Origin of the sequence: Vibrio sp. YQ_11 (genome assembly GCF_043103065.1) — a bacterium.
Taxonomy (GTDB): Bacteria; Pseudomonadota; Gammaproteobacteria; order Enterobacterales; family Vibrionaceae; genus Vibrio; species Vibrio parahaemolyticus.
Genome location: NZ_JBICJM010000048.1, coordinates 303,005 through 325,829 on the forward strand (window position 1 = coordinate 303,005; position 22,825 = coordinate 325,829).

Annotated in this window: 18 protein-coding genes; 4 read left to right on the forward strand and 14 right to left on the reverse strand. The window is 47.0% G+C overall.

The window, feature by feature from the left end; all coding sequences use genetic code 11:
* Nucleotides 1-351: 351 nt before the first annotated feature.
* From ACF8EG_RS19765 to ACF8EG_RS19805, 9 genes are all read right to left on the reverse strand, one after another.
* A complete protein-coding gene (locus ACF8EG_RS19765; protein WP_031501515.1) occupies nt 352-1,902 on the reverse strand; it encodes a trypsin-like serine protease in 1,551 nt (516 codons plus the stop codon).
* 200 nt (nt 1,903-2,102) lie between these two features.
* Entirely contained in the window at nt 2,103-2,585 is a 483-nt protein-coding gene (locus ACF8EG_RS19770) for a GNAT family N-acetyltransferase (RefSeq protein ID WP_015296781.1), read from the reverse strand.
* A gap of 195 nt (nt 2,586-2,780) precedes the next feature.
* Nucleotides 2,781-4,658, reverse strand: a complete 1,878-nt coding sequence (locus ACF8EG_RS19775; protein ID WP_021447393.1) for a propionyl-CoA synthetase — start codon at nt 4,656-4,658, stop codon at nt 2,781-2,783.
* Between the two features lie 57 nt (nt 4,659-4,715).
* The gene (gene prpF / locus ACF8EG_RS19780; RefSeq protein ID WP_025787318.1) at nt 4,716-5,912 is read right to left on the reverse strand and encodes a 2-methylaconitate cis-trans isomerase PrpF; all 1,197 of its coding nucleotides are present in this window, start codon (nt 5,910-5,912) and stop codon (nt 4,716-4,718) included.
* A 9-nt stretch (nt 5,913-5,921) separates the two neighbouring features.
* Nucleotides 5,922-8,513, reverse strand: a complete 2,592-nt coding sequence (gene acnD, locus ACF8EG_RS19785; RefSeq protein ID WP_015296784.1) for a Fe/S-dependent 2-methylisocitrate dehydratase AcnD — start codon at nt 8,511-8,513, stop codon at nt 5,922-5,924.
* 227 nt (nt 8,514-8,740) lie between these two features.
* Nucleotides 8,741-9,883, reverse strand: coding sequence for a 2-methylcitrate synthase (prpC, locus tag ACF8EG_RS19790; protein ID WP_005500536.1), 1,143 nt, complete (start codon nt 9,881-9,883; stop codon nt 8,741-8,743).
* Between the two features lie 131 nt (nt 9,884-10,014).
* Nucleotides 10,015-10,911 (reverse strand): methylisocitrate lyase, encoded by an 897-nt coding sequence (prpB, locus tag ACF8EG_RS19795; RefSeq protein ID WP_021454354.1) that lies wholly within the window; start codon nt 10,909-10,911, stop codon nt 10,015-10,017.
* A 12-nt stretch (nt 10,912-10,923) separates the two neighbouring features.
* Nucleotides 10,924-11,637 carry a GntR family transcriptional regulator gene (locus ACF8EG_RS19800; RefSeq protein ID WP_005464619.1) on the reverse strand — a complete coding sequence of 238 codons (714 nt, stop codon included), beginning with the start codon at nt 11,635-11,637 and terminating at the stop codon, nt 10,924-10,926.
* Nucleotides 11,638-11,901: 264 nt separating this feature from the next.
* Nucleotides 11,902-12,300 (reverse strand): GFA family protein, encoded by a 399-nt coding sequence (locus ACF8EG_RS19805; protein ID WP_005477765.1) that lies wholly within the window; start codon nt 12,298-12,300, stop codon nt 11,902-11,904.
* A 267-nt stretch (nt 12,301-12,567) separates the two neighbouring features.
* Between ACF8EG_RS19805 and ACF8EG_RS19810 the strand changes: the two genes are divergently transcribed.
* The 4 genes from ACF8EG_RS19810 (at nt 12,568) to ACF8EG_RS19825 (ending at nt 16,860) form a co-directional block, all read left to right on the forward strand.
* Nucleotides 12,568-13,539, forward strand: coding sequence for a tripartite tricarboxylate transporter substrate binding protein (locus tag ACF8EG_RS19810; RefSeq protein ID WP_005464323.1), 972 nt, complete (start codon nt 12,568-12,570; stop codon nt 13,537-13,539).
* 241 nt (nt 13,540-13,780) lie between these two features.
* Nucleotides 13,781-14,275, forward strand: coding sequence for a tripartite tricarboxylate transporter TctB family protein (locus ACF8EG_RS19815; RefSeq protein ID WP_025787319.1), 495 nt, complete (start codon nt 13,781-13,783; stop codon nt 14,273-14,275).
* 19 nt (nt 14,276-14,294) lie between these two features.
* Nucleotides 14,295-15,821 (forward strand): tripartite tricarboxylate transporter permease, encoded by a 1,527-nt coding sequence (locus ACF8EG_RS19820; RefSeq protein WP_005464542.1) that lies wholly within the window; start codon nt 14,295-14,297, stop codon nt 15,819-15,821.
* A 268-nt stretch (nt 15,822-16,089) separates the two neighbouring features.
* A complete protein-coding gene (locus tag ACF8EG_RS19825) occupies nt 16,090-16,860 on the forward strand; it encodes a sulfite exporter TauE/SafE family protein (protein ID WP_069505423.1) in 771 nt (256 codons plus the stop codon).
* A 126-nt stretch (nt 16,861-16,986) separates the two neighbouring features.
* On the opposite strand, the gene ACF8EG_RS19830 is transcribed toward ACF8EG_RS19825, so the two are convergent.
* The 5 genes from ACF8EG_RS19830 to ACF8EG_RS19850 all read right to left on the reverse strand — a co-directional run bounded on the left by ACF8EG_RS19830 (nt 16,987) and on the right by ACF8EG_RS19850 (nt 22,823).
* Nucleotides 16,987-17,958: a TAXI family TRAP transporter solute-binding subunit gene (locus ACF8EG_RS19830; protein ID WP_005464586.1), complete on the reverse strand. Its 972-nt coding sequence runs from the start codon at nt 17,956-17,958 to the stop codon at nt 16,987-16,989.
* 228 nt (nt 17,959-18,186) lie between these two features.
* Nucleotides 18,187-19,191, reverse strand: coding sequence for a type III secretion system translocon subunit VopD (gene vopD / locus ACF8EG_RS19835; protein ID WP_069505421.1), 1,005 nt, complete (start codon nt 19,189-19,191; stop codon nt 18,187-18,189).
* 11 nt (nt 19,192-19,202) lie between these two features.
* On the reverse strand, nt 19,203-20,402 hold the full coding sequence (vopB, locus tag ACF8EG_RS19840; RefSeq protein WP_069505419.1) for a type III secretion system translocon subunit VopB: 1,200 nt from the start codon (nt 20,400-20,402) through the stop codon (nt 19,203-19,205).
* Nucleotides 20,403-20,405: 3 nt separating this feature from the next.
* Nucleotides 20,406-20,894: a SycD/LcrH family type III secretion system chaperone VcrH gene (vcrH, locus tag ACF8EG_RS19845; RefSeq protein ID WP_005464462.1), complete on the reverse strand. Its 489-nt coding sequence runs from the start codon at nt 20,892-20,894 to the stop codon at nt 20,406-20,408.
* A gap of 12 nt (nt 20,895-20,906) precedes the next feature.
* Nucleotides 20,907-22,823 carry a virulence-associated V antigen gene (locus ACF8EG_RS19850; RefSeq protein WP_079858867.1) on the reverse strand — a complete coding sequence of 639 codons (1,917 nt, stop codon included), beginning with the start codon at nt 22,821-22,823 and terminating at the stop codon, nt 20,907-20,909.
* Nucleotides 22,824-22,825 lie beyond the last annotated feature (2 nt).

Here is a 22,825-nt window from a genome sequence, read left to right on the forward strand (position 1 = left end):
AAGCAAAGCAAAAAAGAGAGTGAGAAAAAACAACTGTCTCAGCACAAGATAAACCTTTAATGAAGAGAATAATGACCAATGCATGATGGCAGTATTACCAATATTTTTCGACATAAATTAAGTAACGAGTTATGCATATGATGCACAAGTCAAAAAAGTCATCGGAGAAAATTCTTAATGTAAATCTGACAAAAATCAGACAAAACGTGAAATATTGATCGCAATTCTGCCAGTTATATAAGCAAACTGTCAGGATAAAGTCATAGGTATTTTGTGGGTTCTCATATTTAAAACAACAAAAATGGGCTTATTATTCGAAAACAATAAACCCCATTTATGATTAGTATGACTTTATAGCTTTATCCACGCATGAGTCCATGCAGAACCTACGCCCGGCTCATAAGCGCTTGGCGTCGAACCACACCAAAGACTATTTGGCCACGGTAAACATTGATAAGACGAGCCCTGATTAGTCACAACATCGCCAGCGAGGTATTGAGCTCCAGCTTGATAGATGTTAATTGAAGGAACAGACACAACTGGCGACTCAGTCGGCGGGATGACCTGATCTTGATGTGACGTACAGTTTGCATCGCTCACTGCTTGCCAAACGCCCCAGGAACCCGATTCTGCTGGATTATCGCCTTGAGTCCACCATTGCGCTTGCCACACTTTTCCATTCCACGTGACCGTATCGCCTTTATTGTAAACAGATGAGGCTTGCCATTCGTTTGCACAGCTTCCTGTTGGTGGCGACGTTACCGATTTGGCTGTTGCAGACACAACCGCTTGATATAACGTACTGGTTTTATCAACGCCAAAGTTCAACGTCACTCTAGCTTCACCTGCTTGTGATGCGCCGAACTCCACATCCACACGACAGCTCGTATTGGCAGCTAACGTTGTTTGAGAACATTGATCGTTGGCAATCAGTGCTGCATCAGTCACTCCTGAGCCGCCAATGCGTACATTTTCGACAGTGAATGCAGTATTTCCCGAATTACTAATCACAAATCCATGCTGCTTGAGTTCGCCAACATTAAACGCTGGCAACGTTTGATTAGCAGTGTAAACAACAGAAACGTTATCTTTCGGAGGCGTTGAAGTGCCGATGACGCCATCCACAAAACTGCGCAATGCAGCAATATCACTGTACACGCCGTACATACCCGGACGTGCACACCCTATTCCCCAGCTAACCACACCAAGTTGGGTAATCGCACCGCCGCGATTAATAACGATCGGGCCACCGCTGTCACCCTGACATGAATCTATCCCACCTTGCGGAATGCCTGCACAGAATGCCACTTCCCCAACGGTGGTGTAGTTTCCACCCGCCTGACGACAAGTGGCATCCGACACGAGTGGAACATCGACTTCTTGCAATCTTGTTGGCGAACTTCCGCCTTCTGACGTTCGACCTAAACCTGCAACTGTCAACCAATCTCCAATACTGGCGTACTGCGCCAAGCTGCCGTCAGCAATTTCAACTGCGGATACACCTTGAGGGACAGAATCTAGCTTTAGAACCGCAATATCATAAGAAAGCGTGGCGCGGCGATAAGACGGATGCATGTGGATTTCACTCACATTCGCTCTTACTCCATCGGTGCCGTTGTACACGACGCCACCAATTTTCACGGCGATTTGACTCGGTGAATCGCCCTCCACACAGTGAGCCGCCGTCAATACATAGCCATTGCCAATGTAACTGGCACCGCAATAGGAGCGATTGCTGTAGCGACTTACAATTTGTGTGTAGAACTTCCATTCAGTTGGATCGGCGGTAATGCCGCCCACGATTTTCGGTTGAATGATGTGGTTTTGCGTCTGTGATAAATCATCAGCACTTGCAAACATTGGCAAGACTGCCAAAGCAAGTAACGATTTTGATAGTTTCAAAGTATTATCCTCTTGTTTTTTTTAAGCACGATCCTCGTGCTACTCATAAAACAAGCAGACAAATTCAATGTTACCAATGTAAGTTGAGTAGCAAATTCATAGCTTGCGAGCCACTTAAACGCAAAAGTCTATTGATGAACTGAATGATTTCAATGCCACATGGTTTCTGTCACTGAATTACCGTCAACGAGACGTATTAATTACGATGGATTTAAGGGCTTTCGCAAACAGTGAATATGATGCCCAAACCCTTGTTTTTCATACAATGCGAGTGCTTGGCGGTTAAAACTCCAAACCTCAACAAACATCTGGGTTGCGCCGTAATCGATAAAGGTAGTCTCTATCTTATCGAGCAAAGCTTGAGCCGTTCCTTGCTTTCGATATTCCGGCATCACATACAACTCATCCACACTGCCCATCATCACAGGTTGGCTGACAACGGAAGTTAACTCACAAAAGTGACCAGAGACAAAACCAATAACTTCATCACCGACTTTCGCTACATATACCAAACACTCGGGATTATCGATGTAACGAGCAATGCTTTTCTCTTGCTCGATTTCTTCGGCAGTTTTAAACAATTCAGGGGATTGAACATGGTGCTCATCGTGCAAATCGAACATAAGATCGTTGAGCACTTCTAAATCATCAAAACTCGCAGCTTTGATTACAAATGCAGACATACTAAGGGTTACCAAAATTTGAGTCCGTATAGTGTGTTGCGAAAACGCAGGCTTGGCAAGCCACAAAAGCGCCTACTCACGATTGTTTTCTGGAGCACCAACGCAAAAAAGCCCCTGTACAAATCGGCATACAGAGGCAGAACCAAACTACGGAGTTCGAGGATCAGGGTTTCATTTGAGTACGACGATAAATTGTTAGCGTCGTAATACTCGCTCTATTTCGTTTAGGCTCGTTGGATCATCAATCGTCGATGGCACGGTGTATTGTTCACCATCAGCAATTTGGCGGATGGTTCGACGCAGAATTTTACCCGAGCGTGTTTTCGGTAAGCGATCGACAACCAGTGCGTGTTTGAAGCATGCAACCGCGCCAATCTCATTTCTCACCTTGCCCACAAGTTCACCTTCTAGCGCTAACTCATCAACCTTCACGCCATCTTTCAGCACAACGAAACCAAGTGGTAGCTGCCCTTTAAGATCATCGTGAATGCCAACTACTGCACATTCTGCGATGGCTGGGTGACCACCAACAATTTCTTCCATTTCACCAGTAGACAGACGGTGGCCAGCCACGTTAATCACGTCATCGATTCGTCCCATGATGAACAAGTAACCATCTTCATCAAGGTAGCCGCCATCGCCAGACACATAGTAACCCGGGAATTGGCTTAGGTAGCCTGTCTCAAAACGATCATGGTTTCGCCACACGGTTGGTAAGCAGCTTGGCGGTAACGGACGTTTTAGCGCAACGAAACCTTGTTGATTAGGTTTTACTGGTTCACCCAGCTCATCGAGGATTTCTACTTGATAACCCGGAATAGGCTTAGTTGAAGAGCCCGCTTTTACTGGCATCATTTCAATGCCCGTTGGGTTCCCCGCAATAGCCCAACCTGTCTCTGTTTGCCACCAGTGATCGATAACCGGTTTGTCCGTTTTACTTTGTACCCATTCCAGCGTAGGAGGATCTAAACGCTCACCAGCCATAAAGATAGTTTTCAGGTTTGACAGATCATACTGCTTTAAGAACTCGCCTTCTGGATCTTCTTTCTTAATCGCGCGGAAAGCGGTAGGCGCAGAGAACAACGCATCCACTTTATACTCGTCACAAACACGCCAGAATGCGCCCGGATTTGGTGTTCTGACTGGCTTACCTTCAAACAGTATTGTGGTGCAACCGTGAATTAATGGCGCGTAAACAATATACGAGTGACCCACTACCCAGCCCACGTCGGATGCCGCCCAGAACACACCACCTTGCGGGATGTTGTAGATTGCGCTCATTGAGTACTTCAGTGCCACGGCATGACCACCGTTATCACGCACTACGCCTTTTGGTTTACCTGTCGTACCCGAGGTGTAAAGGATATATAGCGGATCTGTCGCCAGTACTGGTACACAAGCATGTGGAAGTGCTTGGCTGTACTCTTGCTGCCAGTCCAGATCTCTCTCTTGGTTTAGCTCGGCTTCACATTCTGGACGCTGGAAAACAAACACTTTCTCTGGCTTCCAACGACTGTCCATGATCGCTTTGTCAACCAAAGGTTTGTACGGAATGATTTTGCTGATTTCAATGCCACACGATGCCGTCATAATGACTTTTGGCTCTGCATCTTCAATACGTACCGCCAGCTCATTAGGCGCAAAACCACCAAACACAACTGAGTGAATCGCACCCAAACGCGCACAAGCAAGCATTGCCATTGCCGCTTCTGGGATCATCGGCATGTAAACAACAACTCGGTCGCCTTTTTCAACGCCTTGGGCAGAAAGCATACCGGCAATTTTCGCAACTTGATCGCGTAGCTCTCGGTAAGTGTAAGTCTTTTTATTTCCCGTTACTGGTGAGTCATAAATTAGCGCAGTATTATCACCACGTCCTTGTTCGCAATGGTAATCCAGTGCCAACCAAGACGTATTCATCACCCCATCTGGGAACCAACGTTCGATGCCGTTCTCATCAGATTTCAAGATGGTTTTAGGAGATTCAAACCAGTCGATATTCTCCGCTTGAGCGCGCCAAAAACTCTCCGGTTCGTTTTTCGCCCATAAATATTCTTTTTCGTATGAAGACATATTGCTTCCTCCAGTATGTCCTGACATTGCTCTCGTTCTATTCAAAGACCGTTCTTTTCACTCAAAGACATCAGAGGGTACACGCACAAATCCCTCCATTAGTATTCTCGCACTTCGGCTCATGATGGCTTTTTGTACCACCCAGCCTTGTTCGGTTTGCTTCGCTTTTGCACCGACTTTTAACGTCCCTGACGGATGACCAAAAGTCACTGACTCTTTTTCGCCTCCACCAGCAGCCAGATTGACTAATGTTCCCGGTACACACGCCGCCGAAGCAATCGCAACGGCTGCTGTTCCCATCATTGCATGGTGAAGTTTGCCCATCGACAACGCACGTACCAGCACATCAATTTCCGACTCATTGACCTCTTTACCACTTGAGGACTGGTAACTTTTCGGCTTGGATACAAACGCGACCTTTGGTGTGTGCTGGCGTGTCTGAGCTTCTTCAAGTTCAGAAATCAACCCCATCTTCAACGCACCATGCGCACGGATGGATTCAAACATCGCCAACGCTGCGTCGTCGTTGTTAATTTGATCTTGCAGCTCCGAGCCCTGATATCCTATCGATTCAGCATCAATAAAGATGGTTGGAATACCCGCGTTGATGAAGGTAGCGTTAAACGTACCCACATCAGGCACCACCAAATCATCGACCAAGTTGCCAGTTGGGAACATGCTGCCTTCCCCAGCTGCCGGATCGACGAAATCGACCTGAATCTCAGCGGCTGGAAATGTCACACCATCAAGTTCAAACTCTCCGGTCTCTTGCACGAATCCGTTCACAATCGGCACGTGAACCAAGATAGTTTTGCTGATGTTCACCTGCCAAACACGCACAGTCACAATGCCATTTTCTGGAATACGATCTTGCGGGATCAGACCAGCATGAATCGCAAAAGGCCCAATTGCGGCAGACAAGTTCCCGCAGTTCCCACTCCAATCGACGAATGGCTTATCTATCGACACTTGTCCGAACAGGTAGTCGACATCGTGGTCGTCTCGGCTGCTGCGCGAAACAATTACCGTTTTACTGGTGCTAGAAGTGGCGCCGCCCATTCCGTCGATTTGTTTAGCGTAAGGATCCGGGCTGCCGATAACTCGCAACAACAGTTTGTCACGCGCTTCACCTGCGACTTGCGCCTCTGTTGGCAAATCTTCAAGGTTGAAAAAGACACCTTTACTCGTGCCGCCACGCATGTACGTCGCAGGCACTTTGATTTGGCTCATTTGATTCGGAGTATTGTTTTCCATAATTACTCCTTATTGCGCCAAGAAATCTTGTGCGAAACGCTGCAGTACGCCACCTGCGTTATACACGTGCACTTCGTCAGCGGTATCTAAGCGACAAGTAACCGGAACGTCGACTTTCTCACCGTTGCTACGTGTAATAACCAAGGCTAGATCTGCACCCGGCTTGATTTCACCAACCACGTCATACAGTTCTGTACCATCCAGTTCTAATGTATTGCGGTTAACACCCGGCTTAAATTGCAGTGGTAACACGCCCATGCCAACCAAGTTGGTACGGTGAATACGCTCAAAGCCTTCTGCAACGATAGCTTCTACACCAGCTAATCGAACGCCTTTTGCTGCCCAGTCACGAGATGAACCCTGACCATAATCAGCACCAGCGACTACGATCAGTGGCTGTTTGCGGTTCATGTAGGTTTCAATCGCTTCCCACATGCGTACAACCTGACCTTCTGGCTCGATTCGCGCCAGAGAACCCTGAACCACTTCACCGTTCTCTTTCACCATTTCGTTAAATAGTTTCGGGTTAGCAAAGGTCGCACGTTGCGCCGTTAAGTGATCGCCACGGTGAGTCGCGTAAGAGTTGAAGTCCTCTTCCGGTACACCCATTTTGGCAAGGTATTCACCCGCCGCACTGCTCGCCATGATCGCGTTGGATGGTGATAAGTGGTCTGTTGTGATGTTGTCACCAAGAACCGCTAATGGACGCATACCAGACAGGGTTCTTTCACCTGCAAGCGCTCCCTCCCAGTAAGGAGGACGGCGAATGTAGGTACTCATCGGACGCCAGTCGTAAAGCGGGTTGGCGCTTTTCTCTGCATCATCGAGCTTAAACATCTGGATATAAACTTGGTTAAACTGCTCTGGTTTAACGTGTTTGCCTACAACGGCATCAATCTCTTCATCGCTTGGCCACAAATCATTTAGGTAAATTGGTTTACCGTTTTGGTCAGTGCCAAGTGCATCACGCTCGATATCAAAACGAATCGTACCCGCTAGCGCATAAGCGACAACCAATGGTGGTGAAGCCAAGAAAGCTTGCTTTGCGTAAGGATGAATTCGACCATCAAAGTTACGGTTACCAGACAGTACGGCTGTTGCGTAAAGATCGCGGTCAATGATCTCTTGTTGGATTTTCGGATCCAACGCGCCACTCATACCGTTACAAGTCGTACATGCGTAACCGACAATACCAAAGCCAAGCTTCTCTAGCTCTGGTAGTAGGCCTGCTTCTTCCAGGTAAAGACGCGCAACTTTAGAACCCGGAGCAAATGATGACTTCACCCAAGGCTTACGCACAAGGCCGAGCTCATTGGCTTTCTTCGCGACGAGGCCAGCAGCAACCACGTTCCTTGGGTTACTGGTGTTCGTACAGGATGTGATAGCAGCGATGATCACCGCGCCATCTGGCAACTCGCCCTCTTTCTCTTCCCATGTACCAGAAATGCCACGTTGCGCCAGTTCAGAAGTTGGCAAACGGCGGTGCGGGTTTGAAGGACCAGCCATGTTACGGCTGACAGATGACAAATCGAATTCAAGTACGCGCTCGTAAACCGCAGTATCAAGATCGTCTGCCCAAAGTCCGGTTTGTTTTGCGTATTTCTCAACTAAGTCAACTTGCTGTTCGTCACGACCGGTTAGTTTCAGGTAGTTGATGGTCTGCTCATCGATGTAGAACATACCCGCTGTTGCACCGTATTCTGGCGTCATGTTGGAGATGGTTGCACGGTCACCAATTGTTAGGTCGCGAGCACCTTCACCAAAGAATTCAAGATAAGAAGAGACAACACGCTCATTACGTAAAAACTCGGTAATCGCCAAAACAATATCCGTTGCGGTAATACCCGGCTGACGTTTACCAGTCAGTTTCACACCCACGATGTCTGGCAGACGCATCATTGACGGGCGGCCAAGCATCACAGTTTCAGCTTCTAGGCCACCAACACCAATCGCGATAACACCAAGTGCATCAACATGAGGTGTATGACTATCGGTACCGACACAGGTATCTGGGTAAGCAATGCCCTGCTTCGCCTGTACAACCGGAGACATTTTCTCCAGGTTGATTTGGTGCATGATGCCGTTACCTGCAGGAATTACGCTGACGTTTTCAAAAGCCGTTTTACACCATTCAATAAAGTGGAATCGGTCTTCGTTGCGGCGCTCTTCTATCGCGCGGTTTTTCTCGAATGCTTCGGGATCAAAACCGGCGTGTTCTACCGCAAGCGAGTGGTCAACGATAAGCTGGGTTTCAACCACTGGATTCACTTTAGACGGGTCACCGCCCTGATCGGCAATCGCATCACGTAAACCGGCTAAGTCAACAAGCGCTGTCTGACCTAGAATGTCATGACAAACAACACGTGCTGGATACCATGGAAAATCAAGATCACGTTTGCGTTCGATGAGCTGCTTCAGGCTGTCTGTTAATACGCTTGGATCGCAACGGCGTACAAGCTGCTCGGCAAGAACGCGTGAGGTGTAAGGGAGCGTTTCATAGGCTCCAGGAGAGATAGAGTTTACGGCTTCGCGGGCATCAAAGTAATCAAGTTGAGTCCCCGGAAGCGACTTACGGAATTGGGTATTAATAGTTGTGCTCATGGTTTGCTTCCATTCAATCTGTACATCTTGGCCTTCTCCCCATCACTCTAGAAACGCTACTCTAGCAAAGCAGTTTGGAGAACTTGATTGGAGAACTTTTTGAGATGTAGTCGCTCTAGTAATGTTTGTGACGAGAAGTCCTCCTTCTTCTGCCAAGAGAGAGTGAAAACAGAAGAAGGAGGAGATAAACCAATCAAAGCATGTAATGACTTTGACTGGCTTTCGCGCTAGCGATTCTCAATAGGCACCCACTCTTGATGATCTGGACCTGTGTAATCTGCGCTTGGGCGAATAATGCGGTTGTTCGCGCGTTGCTCGTACACGTGTGCAGCCCAACCAGTTAAACGGCTCATCACGAAAATCGGTGTGAACAGTTTGGTCGGAATGTCCATGAAGTGGTACGCCGATGCATGGAAGAAGTCAGCATTACAGAACAAGCCTTTCTCACGCTTCATGACCGATTCCACACGCTCTGATACTGCGTATAAATGCGTGTCACCCACATGCTTCGACAATTCTTCAGACCAACGTTTGATCAGTGCGTTGCGAGGGTCGCTTTCTCGATAAATCGCATGACCAAAGCCCATGATCTTGTCTTTATTCGCCAGCATTTGCATGATGTTAGCTTCGGCTTCATCCGGCGTCTGCCAGTCTTCAATCATCTCCATCGCTGCTTCGTTTGCACCGCCGTGAAGAGGGCCACGAAGCGTACCGATTGCCGCCGTGATACAAGAATGAATGTCGGACAATGTTGATGCACAAACGCGTGCTGCGAAGGTTGATGCGTTAAACTCATGCTCTGCGTAAAGAATTAATGAACAGTGCATCACTTGCTTGTGTAGCGCTGATGGCTCTTTATCTGTAAGTAATCGCAAGAAATAACCGCCGATGCAGTCTTCGGTTTGATCTTCTGTGTCGATACGAACGCCATCGTGACTAAAACGGTACCAGTAACAGATGATGGCTGGGAACAAGGCTAACATGCGCTCTGTTGCTTGCAGTTGCTCATCAAAGCTCATTTCCTGCTCTAAGTTACCCAATACAGAACAACCCGTACGCATTACGTCCATTGGGTGCGCGCTTGCTGGGATCAGTTCTAAAGCTTGCTTTAGCTCGGTCGGCAAACCGCGAAGGCTCAGTAGGTGTGTCTTGTACGCATCAAGTTCTTGTTGGTTCGGCAAGTGACCGCGTAACAGAAGATGTGCAACTTCTTCAAATTGAGCATTATTGGCAAGGTCAGTAATATCGTAACCGCGATAAGTCAGACCGGTCCCCGTTTTACCGACAGTACATAAAGCTGTGCTTCCAGCGCTTTGACCACGCAGGCCAGCGCCACCTAACTCTGCTTTCTTTGCTACAGTTTGAGGCATTGTTTGAACTCCTTTTCTGTCTGGCTTTGCCCTCTGTTGGAGCGTTTTTAGCCAGACGAATTTCACGTTATTGGATTAGATAAATTCCGATTATCTTTTCTTGGGCTTCCGTCTATCTTTTCTTTTCCCCGCTATTTCCCTTCAGAGAATAGCTGGTCAAGTTTGTCTTCGTAGTCGTGGTAGTTCAGGTGTTGATACAGCTCTTTGCGTGTTTGCATCGAATCAACCAGCGCTTCCTGATTACCCACTTCGAGTAAGTGTTTGTAAACCGTTTCAGCGGCCTTGTTCATGGCACGGAACGCACTTAATGGGTAAAGCACCATGTCCACTTTCGCTTTTGCTAATTCGTCACAGCCATACAGTGGTGTTGCGCCAAATTCAGTAATGTTGGCCAGAATCGGAACGTGTCTTCCAGTCGCTTGCTCTAGCGCATTTGAGAACTGAAGGTACTGATCCAACTTGTTCATCGCTTCTGGGAAGATCATGTCTGCGCCAGCTTCCACACACGCAATGGCACGTTCAATCGCACTGTCCATGCCCTCTACGGCAAGAGCATCTGTGCGTGCCATAATCACGAAACTTTCGTCATTACGCGCATCCACCGCCGCTTTCACGCGGTCAACCATCTCTTGCTGGCTCACAATCGCTTTGTTCGGACGATGACCACAACGTTTTTGCGCAACTTGGTCTTCCATGTGCACCGCTGCCGCGCCCGCTTTTTCCATTTGCTTAATGGTACGAGCAATGTTGAATGCGCCGCCAAAACCGGTGTCGATGTCAACCAAGAGCGGCAAATCACACGCGTTGGTGATGCGGTCAACGTCAACCAGTACATCGTTCAATGTTGTAATGCCTAGATCAGGCAATCCGTATGAAGCGTTAGCAATACCGCCACCAGACAAGTAAATCGCTTGATGCCCCAAGTTCTTCGCCATCATGGCGCAGTACGGGTTAATGGTGCCGACAATTTGCAGCGGATTATTTTGTTCTACGGCGAGTCTGAACTTCGCCCCCGGTGTTAAGCTCATGACGAATTCCTTCTAGTCTTTGTCTAAACTTTCTGTATGTATAATTTGCGATTGGATGAGCTTTCGACTTCCTGAGATGTGTCGTCTCATCAACATTTCTGCAAGTTCTTCATCGCGATTGCGAATGGCTTCCAGAATGAATTTATGTTCAGTCAGCGCTTCATTTGGACGAGATTGCGCGCGCGGTGACTGATAGCGGTACATGCGCAGCAAGTGGTAAAGCTCGTCACACAACAGAGAAATCAGCTTGCTGTTTCGGCTTGCTTGGATGATGCGATAGTGAAAATCAAAATCACCATGCTGATGGAAGTAAGAGGCGCCTTCCACTTGATCGATGTGCTTTGAATGTGTCGACAACAGCATTTCCAAGCTTAATAACTCTTCTTGCGTAATGTGTCGTGCTGCAAGTCGTGCTGCCATGCCTTCCAGAGCTTCGCGCACCGAATACAGTTCAATCAGCTTGGCTGGAGAGAAGGTCGTGACTCTTGCACCAACATGAGGAATACGCTCAATCAACCCAAGCCCTTCCAAACGCATTAATGCTTCGCGTAGCGGACCACGGCTGACTTGGTATTTCCTTGCTAGCTCAGGCTCCGAGATTTTGCTACCCGGTTCCACATCACCATTTACGATCACTTCGATCAATGTTTCTGTCAGCGTTTCGGACTTGGTGTGTTCTTTCTCAGAACCCAGTACTTTGTAACGAGCTTTCAACTCAGAGTTCATATTCAGGCACTCACTTAATTGACATCAAAGTGTCTACAATTTCTTAACCTGGATTTAAAATAGACGATCAAAGTGTCGACAATCAAGTAAATTGTCGACAATTTAGACTAAGGTCGTAGTTTGAAATGGACGAATTTGGGAAGATTTAATGAGTTACAGAGGTTTTTTGTAATAGAAAGAAACAATTGTCGACAACTATAAACACTCTAATATATTGATAATTAAAGAAAGACGTATAATTGCCGAGCAAAAAATCGAGAACCGCTACTCTTTTGGCACAAATTGGTCGTAGACTTCCTGCGCTGTCATCTTTTTAGAATGAGGATTGAGCTCGTAGTAACCCGGCTTTTCATCAGTAAAGATTTCTAGCGTCAACTTAAAATCAGGATTATCGAATAAGCCAGCAGAAAGGATGTATTCGTTGGTTGGCAAGAGATGGTAAAACAAGTTCGTCCCACACTCGCCGCAAAAACCTCGTACAGCCCAATCTGAAGACTGATAACGTTTTGGCTCTGCACCTTTAAATGTGACTTCTGGGCCACAATGCACAGCATGAAGTGCCCCACTCGACCATTTTCGACACATTGAGCAGTGACACAGACTCACTTCATTCTTGGGTTCTGCGATAACTTCAATTGCGCCGCACAAACATGTTCCTTTCATTCCTCTTTCCTTATTCATTTGTTGTCGCCCTATTATGGCCTACCGATAAGCAAATCCGCGTGACCTATCCCCTGTTTCTCGTCGTGAACTTTATGAACAAAATAGCCGCAATGCTCAATATTCTCTTTATCTCCGTTTTAAAGACAGACATTTAACAGTTAATTAACCTTTACACAAAATTCAGCCTTAACGCTTACACGGCATTAAGACGGAGCAAAATAATAAGGCTCATCAAAAAATAGAGTCGCCAACATAAGGAACGTGAACATGTTAAAGGTAATCAAACCAACGCTCGCCGCTTCAATCATCGCAGCTTCATTCTCATTCAACGCTTTTGCTGCGGATATTGAAAAAATGCACTTCTTGATCCCAGGTGGCGCTGGCGGCGGTTGGGATATGACCGCCCGTGGTACGGGTGATGTGTTAGTAAAATCAGACATCGTAGAAAACGTGTCGTTTCAAAACCTATCAGGTGGCGGCGGTGGTAAAGCCATCGCTCACTTAATTGAAACGGCAGATCGCCAAGAAGACACGCTCATGGTGAACTCAACACCAATCGTTGTGCGTTCTCTTAGCGGTATTTTTCCTCAATCCTTCCGTGACCTAACGCCTGTTGCTGCAACAGTTGCAGACTACGGCGCGATTGTTGCCTCTGCGGACTCGCCATACAACACATGGGAAGATGCTGTAAAAGCGTTTGAAGCCGATCCTCGCAAAGTGAAGATTGCTGGTGGCTCAGCGCGTGGCTCTATGGATCACCTTGTCATAGCGGCGGCATTTAAAGGCGAAGGCTTTGATGCGCGTAAAGTCCGTTACATTGGCTATGATGCGGGCGGCAAAGCAATGGCAGCCCTGCTTTCTGGCGAAACTCAATTGCTTTCAACAGGTTTAGGTGAAGTACTGGAAATGTCCAAATCTGGCCAAGTGAAAGTACTTGCTATCACCGCGCCAAAACGCTTAGAAGCCGCGCCGAACATTCCAACTTTAACGGAATACGGCAACGAAACGGTATTTGCGAACTGGCGTGGATTCTTTGCTGCACCGGGCGTTAGCCAAAAGAAAATCGACGAATGGAATGCCGCATTCACTAAGATGTACAACACAGACGAGTGGCAAGTCGTTCGTGACCGCAATGGTTGGATAGACAACTACAAAGCGGACAAAGCGTTCTTCGCGTTCCTTGAAGATCAAGAGAAGCAAATGGGTGACCTGATGCGTGAGCTAGGCTTCCTGAAATAACCGTTATTCCGGGGCTCCCTCCGATAGCAACTTAGCGTAAAACCTGAGTTGCTATTCGCCCCAACGGCATTTGCACTCTAAGTTTCACCGTATATGGACATTGTCGACACTCGGCATACACACTCCTTTGTTTATTGATTGTTAAGCATATCGACTAGCAGCGAAATGCTTACTTGTTAATGGATTACTTTGCACATTAACGTTCATATACGGTCTTTTTTATTCTTGTTAGGAGTTGAATATGTCTCGTTCAACCAACGTTTTTACCAAAGAATATCTACTCTGTCGCGACCGTGTTGGCGCCATGATTTTCCTGCTCTTCTGCCTTTGCTACGGTTATCAAACGTCTCAAATCGCACTGTTTCCGGGCGATGAGTATGAACCGTTTACTGCGCGCACCTTGCCAACCATTCTGACTTATATCGGCATCGGGCTTTCTCTCTTGCTTCTTGTGACTGGCCAACCAGACAAAAAGAGCGGCGCCGTTTTAACCTTCAACTGGAAGTTACTGATCTCGTTCTTAGTGCTGATGGCCTTTTACGGCTTGGGCCTAACCTACTTGGGCTTTGTACTCGCGACAGGTTTCTTTTTGCTTGCGGGTTTCTATCTGCTTGGAGAAAGACGCAAACCCGTTTTGTTTGGCGCCTCTTTCCCATTCGTGATCGCCTTTTATTTATTGCTCACTCAAGGTTTGGATATCTATCTCGAACCGGGTTTGATTTTCACCATCTGGTAGCCAAAGAAAGGACTGAATTATGTTAGATGGAATTCTACAAGGTTTATCCACCGCGGTGATGCCAATGAACATCATGATGGTGATTGTTGGCTGCTTCGTCGGTACATTTATCGGCATGCTGCCGGGTCTTGGCCCAATTTCGGCCATCGCGTTGATGATCCCGATTACTTATGGTTTAGAGCCTTCATCGGGCCTCATCTTGATGGCGGGTGTTTACTACGGCGCCGTATTTGGTGGTTCAACTTCTTCAATTTTGATCAACGCACCGGGTTGTTCTTCAACGGTCGTAACCGCGTTTGACGGTTACCCAATGGCGCAAAAAGGTCAAGCGGGTAAAGCGCTAGCATTAGCCGCTTACTCATCTTTTACTGGCGGCACACTTTCGGCCATCATGCTGCTCGTGGCTGCGCCAGCCTTGGCTAACGTGTCATTAAGCTTTCAATCTTCTGATTACTTTGCGTTGATGTTGCTCGGCTTGTCTGCCGTTGCGGCTTTTGCTGGTAAAGGTCAGGTCATTAAAGCGTGGATGATGACCATTCTTGGCTTGATGCTGTCGACAGTCGGTATCGATAAAGGCGTTGGTGTCGAGCGTTTCACCTTTGGTTTAACCGATTTGATGGACGGCTTTAGCTTCCTTCTTCTTGCAATGGCGACGTTTGCTTTGGGCGAAACCTTAATGGGGATTCTCAAACCTTCAAACGATACTCGTGATGAAGAGCAAGACAAATTGAGCAACATCGGCTCGATGAAAGTCACCAAAGAGGAAATTAAAGAAGTCGCTCCGGTATCGATCCGCTCTTCTATCCTAGGTTTCTTTACTGGCGTACTTCCGGGCGCAGGCGCAACAATCGCGGCATTCCTAAGTTACGGCTTAGAGCGCAACTTGGCTCCAAAAGAGAAAAAAGAAGAGTTCGGAAAAGGCAGCATTCGTGGTCTAGTTGCGCCAGAATCAGCGAACAACGCCGCATCAAGTGGCTCATTCGTTCCATTGTTAACGCTGGGTATTCCAGGCTCAGGCACCACCGCTATTATGCTTGGTGCGTTAATCGCCTACGGCATTCAACCTGGCCCTCGCCTGTTTGTTGAACACCCGGATGTCTTCTGGTCAGTCATCATCTCAATGTACTTTGGTAACATCGTGCTTGTGATCCTTAACTTACCGTTGATTCCTTACATCTCGAAACTACTGGCCGTTCCAAGAACAGTGCTTCTACCTATGATTTTGTTCTTCTCAATTACAGGTGTGTACTTAGTCTCGTTCAATACGATGGATGTGTTTGTGATGCTACTTGTGGCGATGGCTGCTATTGCACTTAGACTGGCAAACTTCCCGCTCGCACCATTGCTGCTTGGCTTCATCCTCGGCGGCTTGATGGAAGAAAACTTGCGCCGAGCGTTGATGATTTCTGACGGTGAGTTGAGCTTCTTGTGGGAGCGTCCGATTACGTTGACGTTTACTGTGCTGGCAGTATTAGTGCTGGGTAGCCCGCTGTTTGTGAAGCTGTTTCAAAAGCTTAAAGCGCAACCTGTAAAAGTTGAGCAATAATCGTCGATTCCTCCTTCTTGATAGCCCCTAAAAGCCACCCTCGCGGTGGCTTTTTCTTTCTTCGATCTTTCTTTGATATAGCTACGATGAATTAATATCACGGCGAAGAAAAAAATTTCGCTAGAAAGAGGTTCACGTTATCAAAACCGCAACGGAACTAAACAATTTCGTTTTGGAGCATGTAAAGTAAATCTCATAAAAACGTTAGAACATGCGTTCTCAAAATCTAAGACTCTAATAACCAATAAGAACATAACAAGGATTGTTTATGCTGCTGGAATTGGCTCTGTTGTTTGCTGCAGGCGTGGTAGGTGGAATCATGAATTCGATAGCAGGAGGTGGGAGTTTTATCACCTTCCCCGCCCTAATGGCGGTTGGCGTGCCGCCCATCATGGCTAACGCCACCAACACATACGCCGCGTGCGCGGGATACATAAGCGGTGCCGTGGGTTTTCGTGAAGAAATTTTGAAAAACAAACAAGAACTGCTATTCACCGTTTCGTTCAGCTTAGTCGGTGGCGCGGTTGGCGCGTATCTTCTTCTCAATACGCCAGAGTCACTGTTTTTGGAAGCCATTCCTTGGCTACTTTTGTTTGCTACGGTGCTGTTTCTTACAGGTTCGCGGTTAACAATGATCATCAAATCCATCACCAGAGAACATAAACACGCTGGCGTGTTAGGCTTAATCGCATTGTGTTTGTTGTTGGTCGGTGTTTCTGCATACGGCGGATTTTTTAATGCCGGATTAGGTGTGATTGTTCTGAGTTACCTCGTTGTGGCGGGCCATCAAGACATCAACTTGATGAATGGGCTTAAACTTCTGGTTTCAACGTGTGTGTCTCTCATCGCAATCGCCATTTTTGTTGCGAACGGCTCTATCGATTGGAGTAAAGGCAGCGTGGTAATGGTCGGGACATTAGTTGGCGGCTACCTCGCCGCGCGTGTGTCTCGCCAGCTTAATCCGAGCCACGTTAAAGGCTTTGTCGCTCTCTCTTCGATTATCATCACCATTTACTTTTTTATTGACGTTTACGCCTAACCCAAACAGAAAAGCGCCATCAACTTAATGGCGCTTTTGCGGCTCTCGATAAAGGTTTCTAAAAAGAAGTTTAGTAAATAACGTGAAAAAGTGAGTTTAGAAAACCGTTTTAAGACGGAGTACCACTTACTTAATCAATCCAACTTCTTTGTAGTATTTAAGTGCACCGGGATGAAGTGGCGCAGACAAACCATCTTTTACCATTTCTTCTTTCTTCAAATTCGCAAACGCAGGATGAAGACGACGGAAATCATCGAAGTTTTCAAACACAGCCTTCACGACGTTATACACCACCTCTTCAGGTACGGCAGTAGATGAAACAAACGTCGCACCAACACCGAATGTCATCACATCGTTATCCGAGCCGCGATACATGCCGCCAGGCACGGTAGCAACACGGTAAAAACTGTTGTCGGCGATAAGCTTATCCACTTTTGGGCCAGCGACTGTCACGATGTTACTGTCGCACGATGTGGTTGCTTCTTTAATCGCACCACTTGGGTGACCAACGGTGTAAACCATTGCGTCGATTTTATTATCACAAAGCGCTTTCGATTGTTCTGCCGCTTTCAATTCCGAAACCAGTTTGAAATCATCGTTGCTCCAACCATATTCCTTCATCAACACTTCCATAGTGCCTCGCTGACCAGAGCCAGGATTACCAATGTTGACTCTTTTACCCTTTAAATCATCAAACGTTTTGATATTTGAATCTTGACGAGCAACCACCGTAAACGGTTCTGGGTGAACAGAAAATACCGCGCGCAGCTCTTTAAACGGACCATTTTCAGCAAACTGACTGGTGCCGTTATACGCGTGATATTGCCAATCTGATTGCGCAATACCCAAATCTAACTCGCCTGCGCGAATGGTGTTGATGTTGTATATCGAACCGCCCGTACTTTCGACCGAACAACGAATGCCGTGCTCTGCTCGAGATTTATTCACCAAGCGACAGATAGCCCCACCCGTGGGATAGTAAACACCTGTGACACCACCCGTACCTATGGTGACGAAAGTCTCTTCGGCGGCAACAGAATAGCCGGCAGTCAACGCTGCAAGTGACGCAGCTAGCGCGATGTGCTTAAACTTAAACATTGAACGTCCTTTTCCTTTGTTTATGACGGTTTAAGTATAGCAAGCGTTAACAATTTGATAACGTTTGAGTTCTCATCCTTGAACTTTACTTCTCACACCCGATTAGAGAATGATTTACAAAACCACATAATAATCTGATATATAAAGAGTATTTTTTATTCTATCGTTTTAAACACAAAAAAAGCGTTGTATAAACAACGCTTTGTCAGTACTAAAATGAAACCGCAATTACACTGTCGGGATAGATGCGCGCCACGCTTGGTTCTGACTATCAGAGATAGAACGGAACAGCTCACGCAACTCTTTAAGCAACCCTTCTTGGAAGCCGATGTTCTCATCTGCTTTTTGCTTCGCTGCTTGAGCACGCGTCGCTTGCACTTCATCGTCCTTGCTGCGAGCTTGCGCTTTAGTTTGTTCAACGTTCGATGCTGAGTTTGCCATCTGTCCAAGAGCTTGAAGAATCGCGTTCTTCGCTTGGTTTGAGCTCATCAGTTTATCGAACTTGCGACCGCCGCTAGTCAATTGAGCCGTGGTGTCTGCAATGCTGTCTTTCGCTAGCGAATGTGCGCGTTTTACTTGATCTTGTTGAGTTTTTGAGAAGTTACCGTTGTTCATCAACTCTTCAACTTGATCGAAGCCCGCCTTTTGCGTTTTCAGCACGGTGTTGCTTGCCATCTCGGTCTTAATTTCTTTACCCGCTTTGAACGAACCAAGCGCACCGATAATTGCTGTAGCACCCGCTAACACACCAGATACAACCGCCATCGCGATCATCGCGCTAGCAGAGTTGTTCAGCTCTGCCGCTTGGCTTTGCAAACTCGCAACGTTGGCTTCAACCGCAATTTCACGTTGAAGCACTTGCTGTTCACGGCTTAGCTTCGACACTTGGTAAAGCAGCGTCAACAAAGACAGCGATTGAGAAACCGCTTCCGAAGGTGATTTGATCACTTCTTCACCGTTCAGCACTTTCGCGGTAGTGCTCATCAGTAGATCAATCGTTGGTGCAAGCTCACCCATCAGGTTCGCAACCACTTGTGCTTGATTACTGATCGCAGGAGCTTTCGGCCCATCTAATTGATAGCGACCTGCACCAGAAACGTTTGACTCACCGTTGCTTTTTACTGCACCCGCTTCCAATTTGGTTTCTGGTGTTTTTTCTGCTTTGGTTGTTTTGATAGTGTCGCCCAAACCATACAGTTCACCGCGACCCGTTCCACCAATTTTATCCAACATACTTCCGCTCCTTAAACCGTTGCAGGACGGCTTAACACCGTTTGCATGGTTTCACTTTTCGCTTGAATCATTTGCATGATGATGCTCATCAGCTCTTGGAAATCTTCCATCAACTTGCCAATTTCTTCTTTTAGCTTGTCGATGACCGCCTGACTCAACGTCATTTTGGCGCGGAGATCCGTGATATCGGCTTGTATTTCCGTAACGTTCGCATTGTTGGCAGCGTGAACGCTGTCCGTTGCGCCCTTACCTATGTTAACCGTAAGGTCAACCGTTTCAGCGCCGTAGCGAATCGCTTTGGCTGTGGTTGTTGCAGCTTTAGAACCCATGTCCGCAACTTTTGCCATATTGGCTGCAGCTTTAGTGGCAATATCTGTCACTTTCTGCGCAATTTTGCTGGCACTTTTCGCGGCAAGTTTCGCGATACCACCAGCCGCCGCGCCACCAAAGGTCACGATTGCACCGATGACAGCGACAGCAATTTCTAATGCCATCACCACTTTGTTCAACACATCGACATTCACACCCGCTTCTTTTAGCGCGTCTTGAACGGCTGGTTCTTGCAGTGCCATGCTGACTGCACCCATGACACCACCGGCGATCATAAGCGCGCCAGCTACCGCGCCAACGCCAGTAGCAACCATGATGGCACCTACCACAATGGAGACAACCGCGCTGATCCAACCAAAGATCTTCGCCGCTAAGCCCGATTTCTGAGCCTCTTTCGCAGCGGCTTCTGATTCCTTGATTTTCTCTTGGTTCTCTGCCATTTCTTGTTCATGTTTGGCTTTTGCGACTTTCACTTCCTGAATTTTCAGCTCGTTCTGAGCACTTTTCAGTTTGTCTGTAATCGCCGCAAGCTCCACTTCAAAATCGTCTGCAGAACCTGCGATGATTTTAACTGCGATCGAACCCGTCTGATCGGCAACAGCATGTAGCGCTTTGGCGATGGTATCGACGATCTTTTGCAGTTGAGCCATGGCTTTTAGCGTCAAGTCTGTCACTTTATCGCTCACGGTAGCATTTGGGGCATCTAGCTGAACTTTCACTCTACCTGTGTTCAGAGTTTCAGCATCTCTACTCTTTACGTTTTCAACCGTTACAGAAGACGTCGCAGTAGACGCCGTTTTCTGTACGTTCTCTAACGTAGTTTGGCCAGACTCAGGGATGTAAACCTGCGTCTGAGTGCGGTCAAGTGCAATAGAACTCATAGTCTAATTACTCCTTTTGTTTCTCACCGCTTCTAACATGATGCCTGCACGTTGATGCAAGTCTGCATATTGTGATTTACCGGCAGACATCTCCTTCGCGCTGTAAAACCCACTCTCTGCTTCCGTCAGTTGTTCCAATTTCAGGTGACATTCTGCAGAGTGAAAAGGTGGGCGTGGATCGTTAATGTCCACGAGCGCTGCGTAGCTGTAGGCATCAATCGCCTGCAGATACTCACCCAGTTCCTGACGAGCAGCACCAAGGCCAATGAAAAATCGCGCCTGATAATGATCCAGCATGCTAAGCAGTTGGAAAACTTTGGCGGCTTGTTCAATCTTTCCTGATTGGAAGAAGTTGTAGCCGACCGCGTAAATGTGTTCGATGGTATCTGCCGATACATCGTGCAACATTTTCAGCGTGCCTCCCTCTTCCAGAAAAGACAGCAGCTCTTCTGCTTGCATTTGAGATGGATCGGTCGCGTTTGTTTTAGTCATGGTTGGTTATCCTTAAATGGCTCGTAGGATTTCTTGTAAAATACTGTGGTACTTCTGAACAAACTTGTTCATCGCTTCAACGGTCGAGTTGTATTGCGAGCTGGTGTCGTTTAGCTCGGTGGTTTTTAACTGGACATCATCATTGAGAAGCTTCGACTTATCTGATACTGAAGTAGCAAAGTTTCCTAAACGATCAAGGTCGTCATCTTTCCAATAAGAGTCGTTTGTAACCGCAATACCTTCGTCTACTATGAATTGTTTGTGTGTGAAAAATTTTTCACCCGATTTTGGATCAATATTAGGGCTTAAGTGGGCCTCTAAGTATTTAAATTCTTTACCATTCTCAAAAGAACTTTGATCATCATAACCAAAATCTTTATACGTAAACCTGACATCTTGTGGACGATAATGTCCCGTATGCCATGTTTCGCCTCCTGACGAAACAGTTCCGCCTACTAACGAAATACCAGAATCAACTTCTTCACTTAATTTAGTGCTCATAAAAGACTGAACTTGACCAAATATTTTTAGCCTCGTGGTAAGCTCTTCTAACTCTACCTTTTGCTGATCGCGTTTTTCTAAGCGATTCACGCGACGCTCGTTTAATGCAAACAGCACTTGCTCATCAAAACGATCACCAATACTGGACTCAACAACAGCCAACAAATCGCGAGCCGTCAAAGAGTGCTCTGCGCGAACCTCAAGATCCTTTTTCTCTTGCTCGGTGATATTGAGTAGACGATCTTTCAACGCACCTAAGTTCTTGCGTAATGTTTCGTAACGTTCGATAAACGAGGCGCCTGTCGACTCACCCTTCAGCATTTTTTCAAACTGGAAACGGATGTCTCTTTCTGTATTGTTTTTTATCAGCTCAACCTGATCCGCAGAGATTTGCGTTTTTTGGATATCGACAATCGCTTTATCGTTGTAAAAAGCATCGATTTCGGTGTGAATCAGACTTACAGCAAAATTCGCAAACAAGCTTGAAAGCGTCAAAGAATCCGAGCTTTTGATGATGGCATCTAACGCTTTTCGTAAATTTTCAGTCCCAGCGGTTTCACCGTAAGCCGCAGTAAACTGACCTTTCACTTGCGTCGCCATTTCGCTTAACGCTTCACTAAGCTGCTGTTTAGAAATGCCTGGCGTCCACGTGATTCTTTTCGCTAATTGGTCCGCGTCATCTTTAGTTAAAGTGATACCAATCTGGTTAAAAGCGTTCTGCAATTGCGTCGAGACGTTCGTAACAAAATTCGCTTCGGTTAACAGAAAATCAGATGCTTTGAGCTGGGCCAGGTTCACCGATGGCAAATGAGCAAACGCATTGCGAAGGAACGAAGATGCGCTCTCACGAACCACGCTAGAACTCATTTGACGCGCCAAATCATCAACAAATGAGGCAATATCCCCAGTCGCTGATTTCAGCTCTTCAGCGCTTAACTTTGCAATCTGCTGCGCTTGCGTACTTTCGTTTCCAAGCTGAAATTGACTCACAAACTGAGTCGGCAATGACGAATCCACTTTGTCCGTAAGCTGGTCGGCAAACCAAGTTTGGAACTGACTTGCCAATGCATTGTTCATCTGCGTCGTAAGCTCGGCGGCGTCCACTTCACCGTTTGAACTCGCGCCTTGTAGCGACCTCATCCAAATAGATGCGCTTTCGCTGAGCGCAGCACCCGAAAATGCACTGTTTTTCTCTTTCAGTTGAGTCAGCGTATCGACGTAAAGTGCGATGCTCTGTTCGTCAGTTTGACCTTTAATGGTTGGTAAATGTGCGATCAGTGAAGCAAGCTGCTGAGTTTCCGCATCACCTAAAATTGGGGTCAATTGCTCTGTTAGGCTTTGTCCAAACGTTGGCAGTGGCGTACTGCTTGCGGCGGCGGTTGCCGCTCCGGTTGCTGAGCCCGTTGTTGTCATATTCGTCATATCCAAAC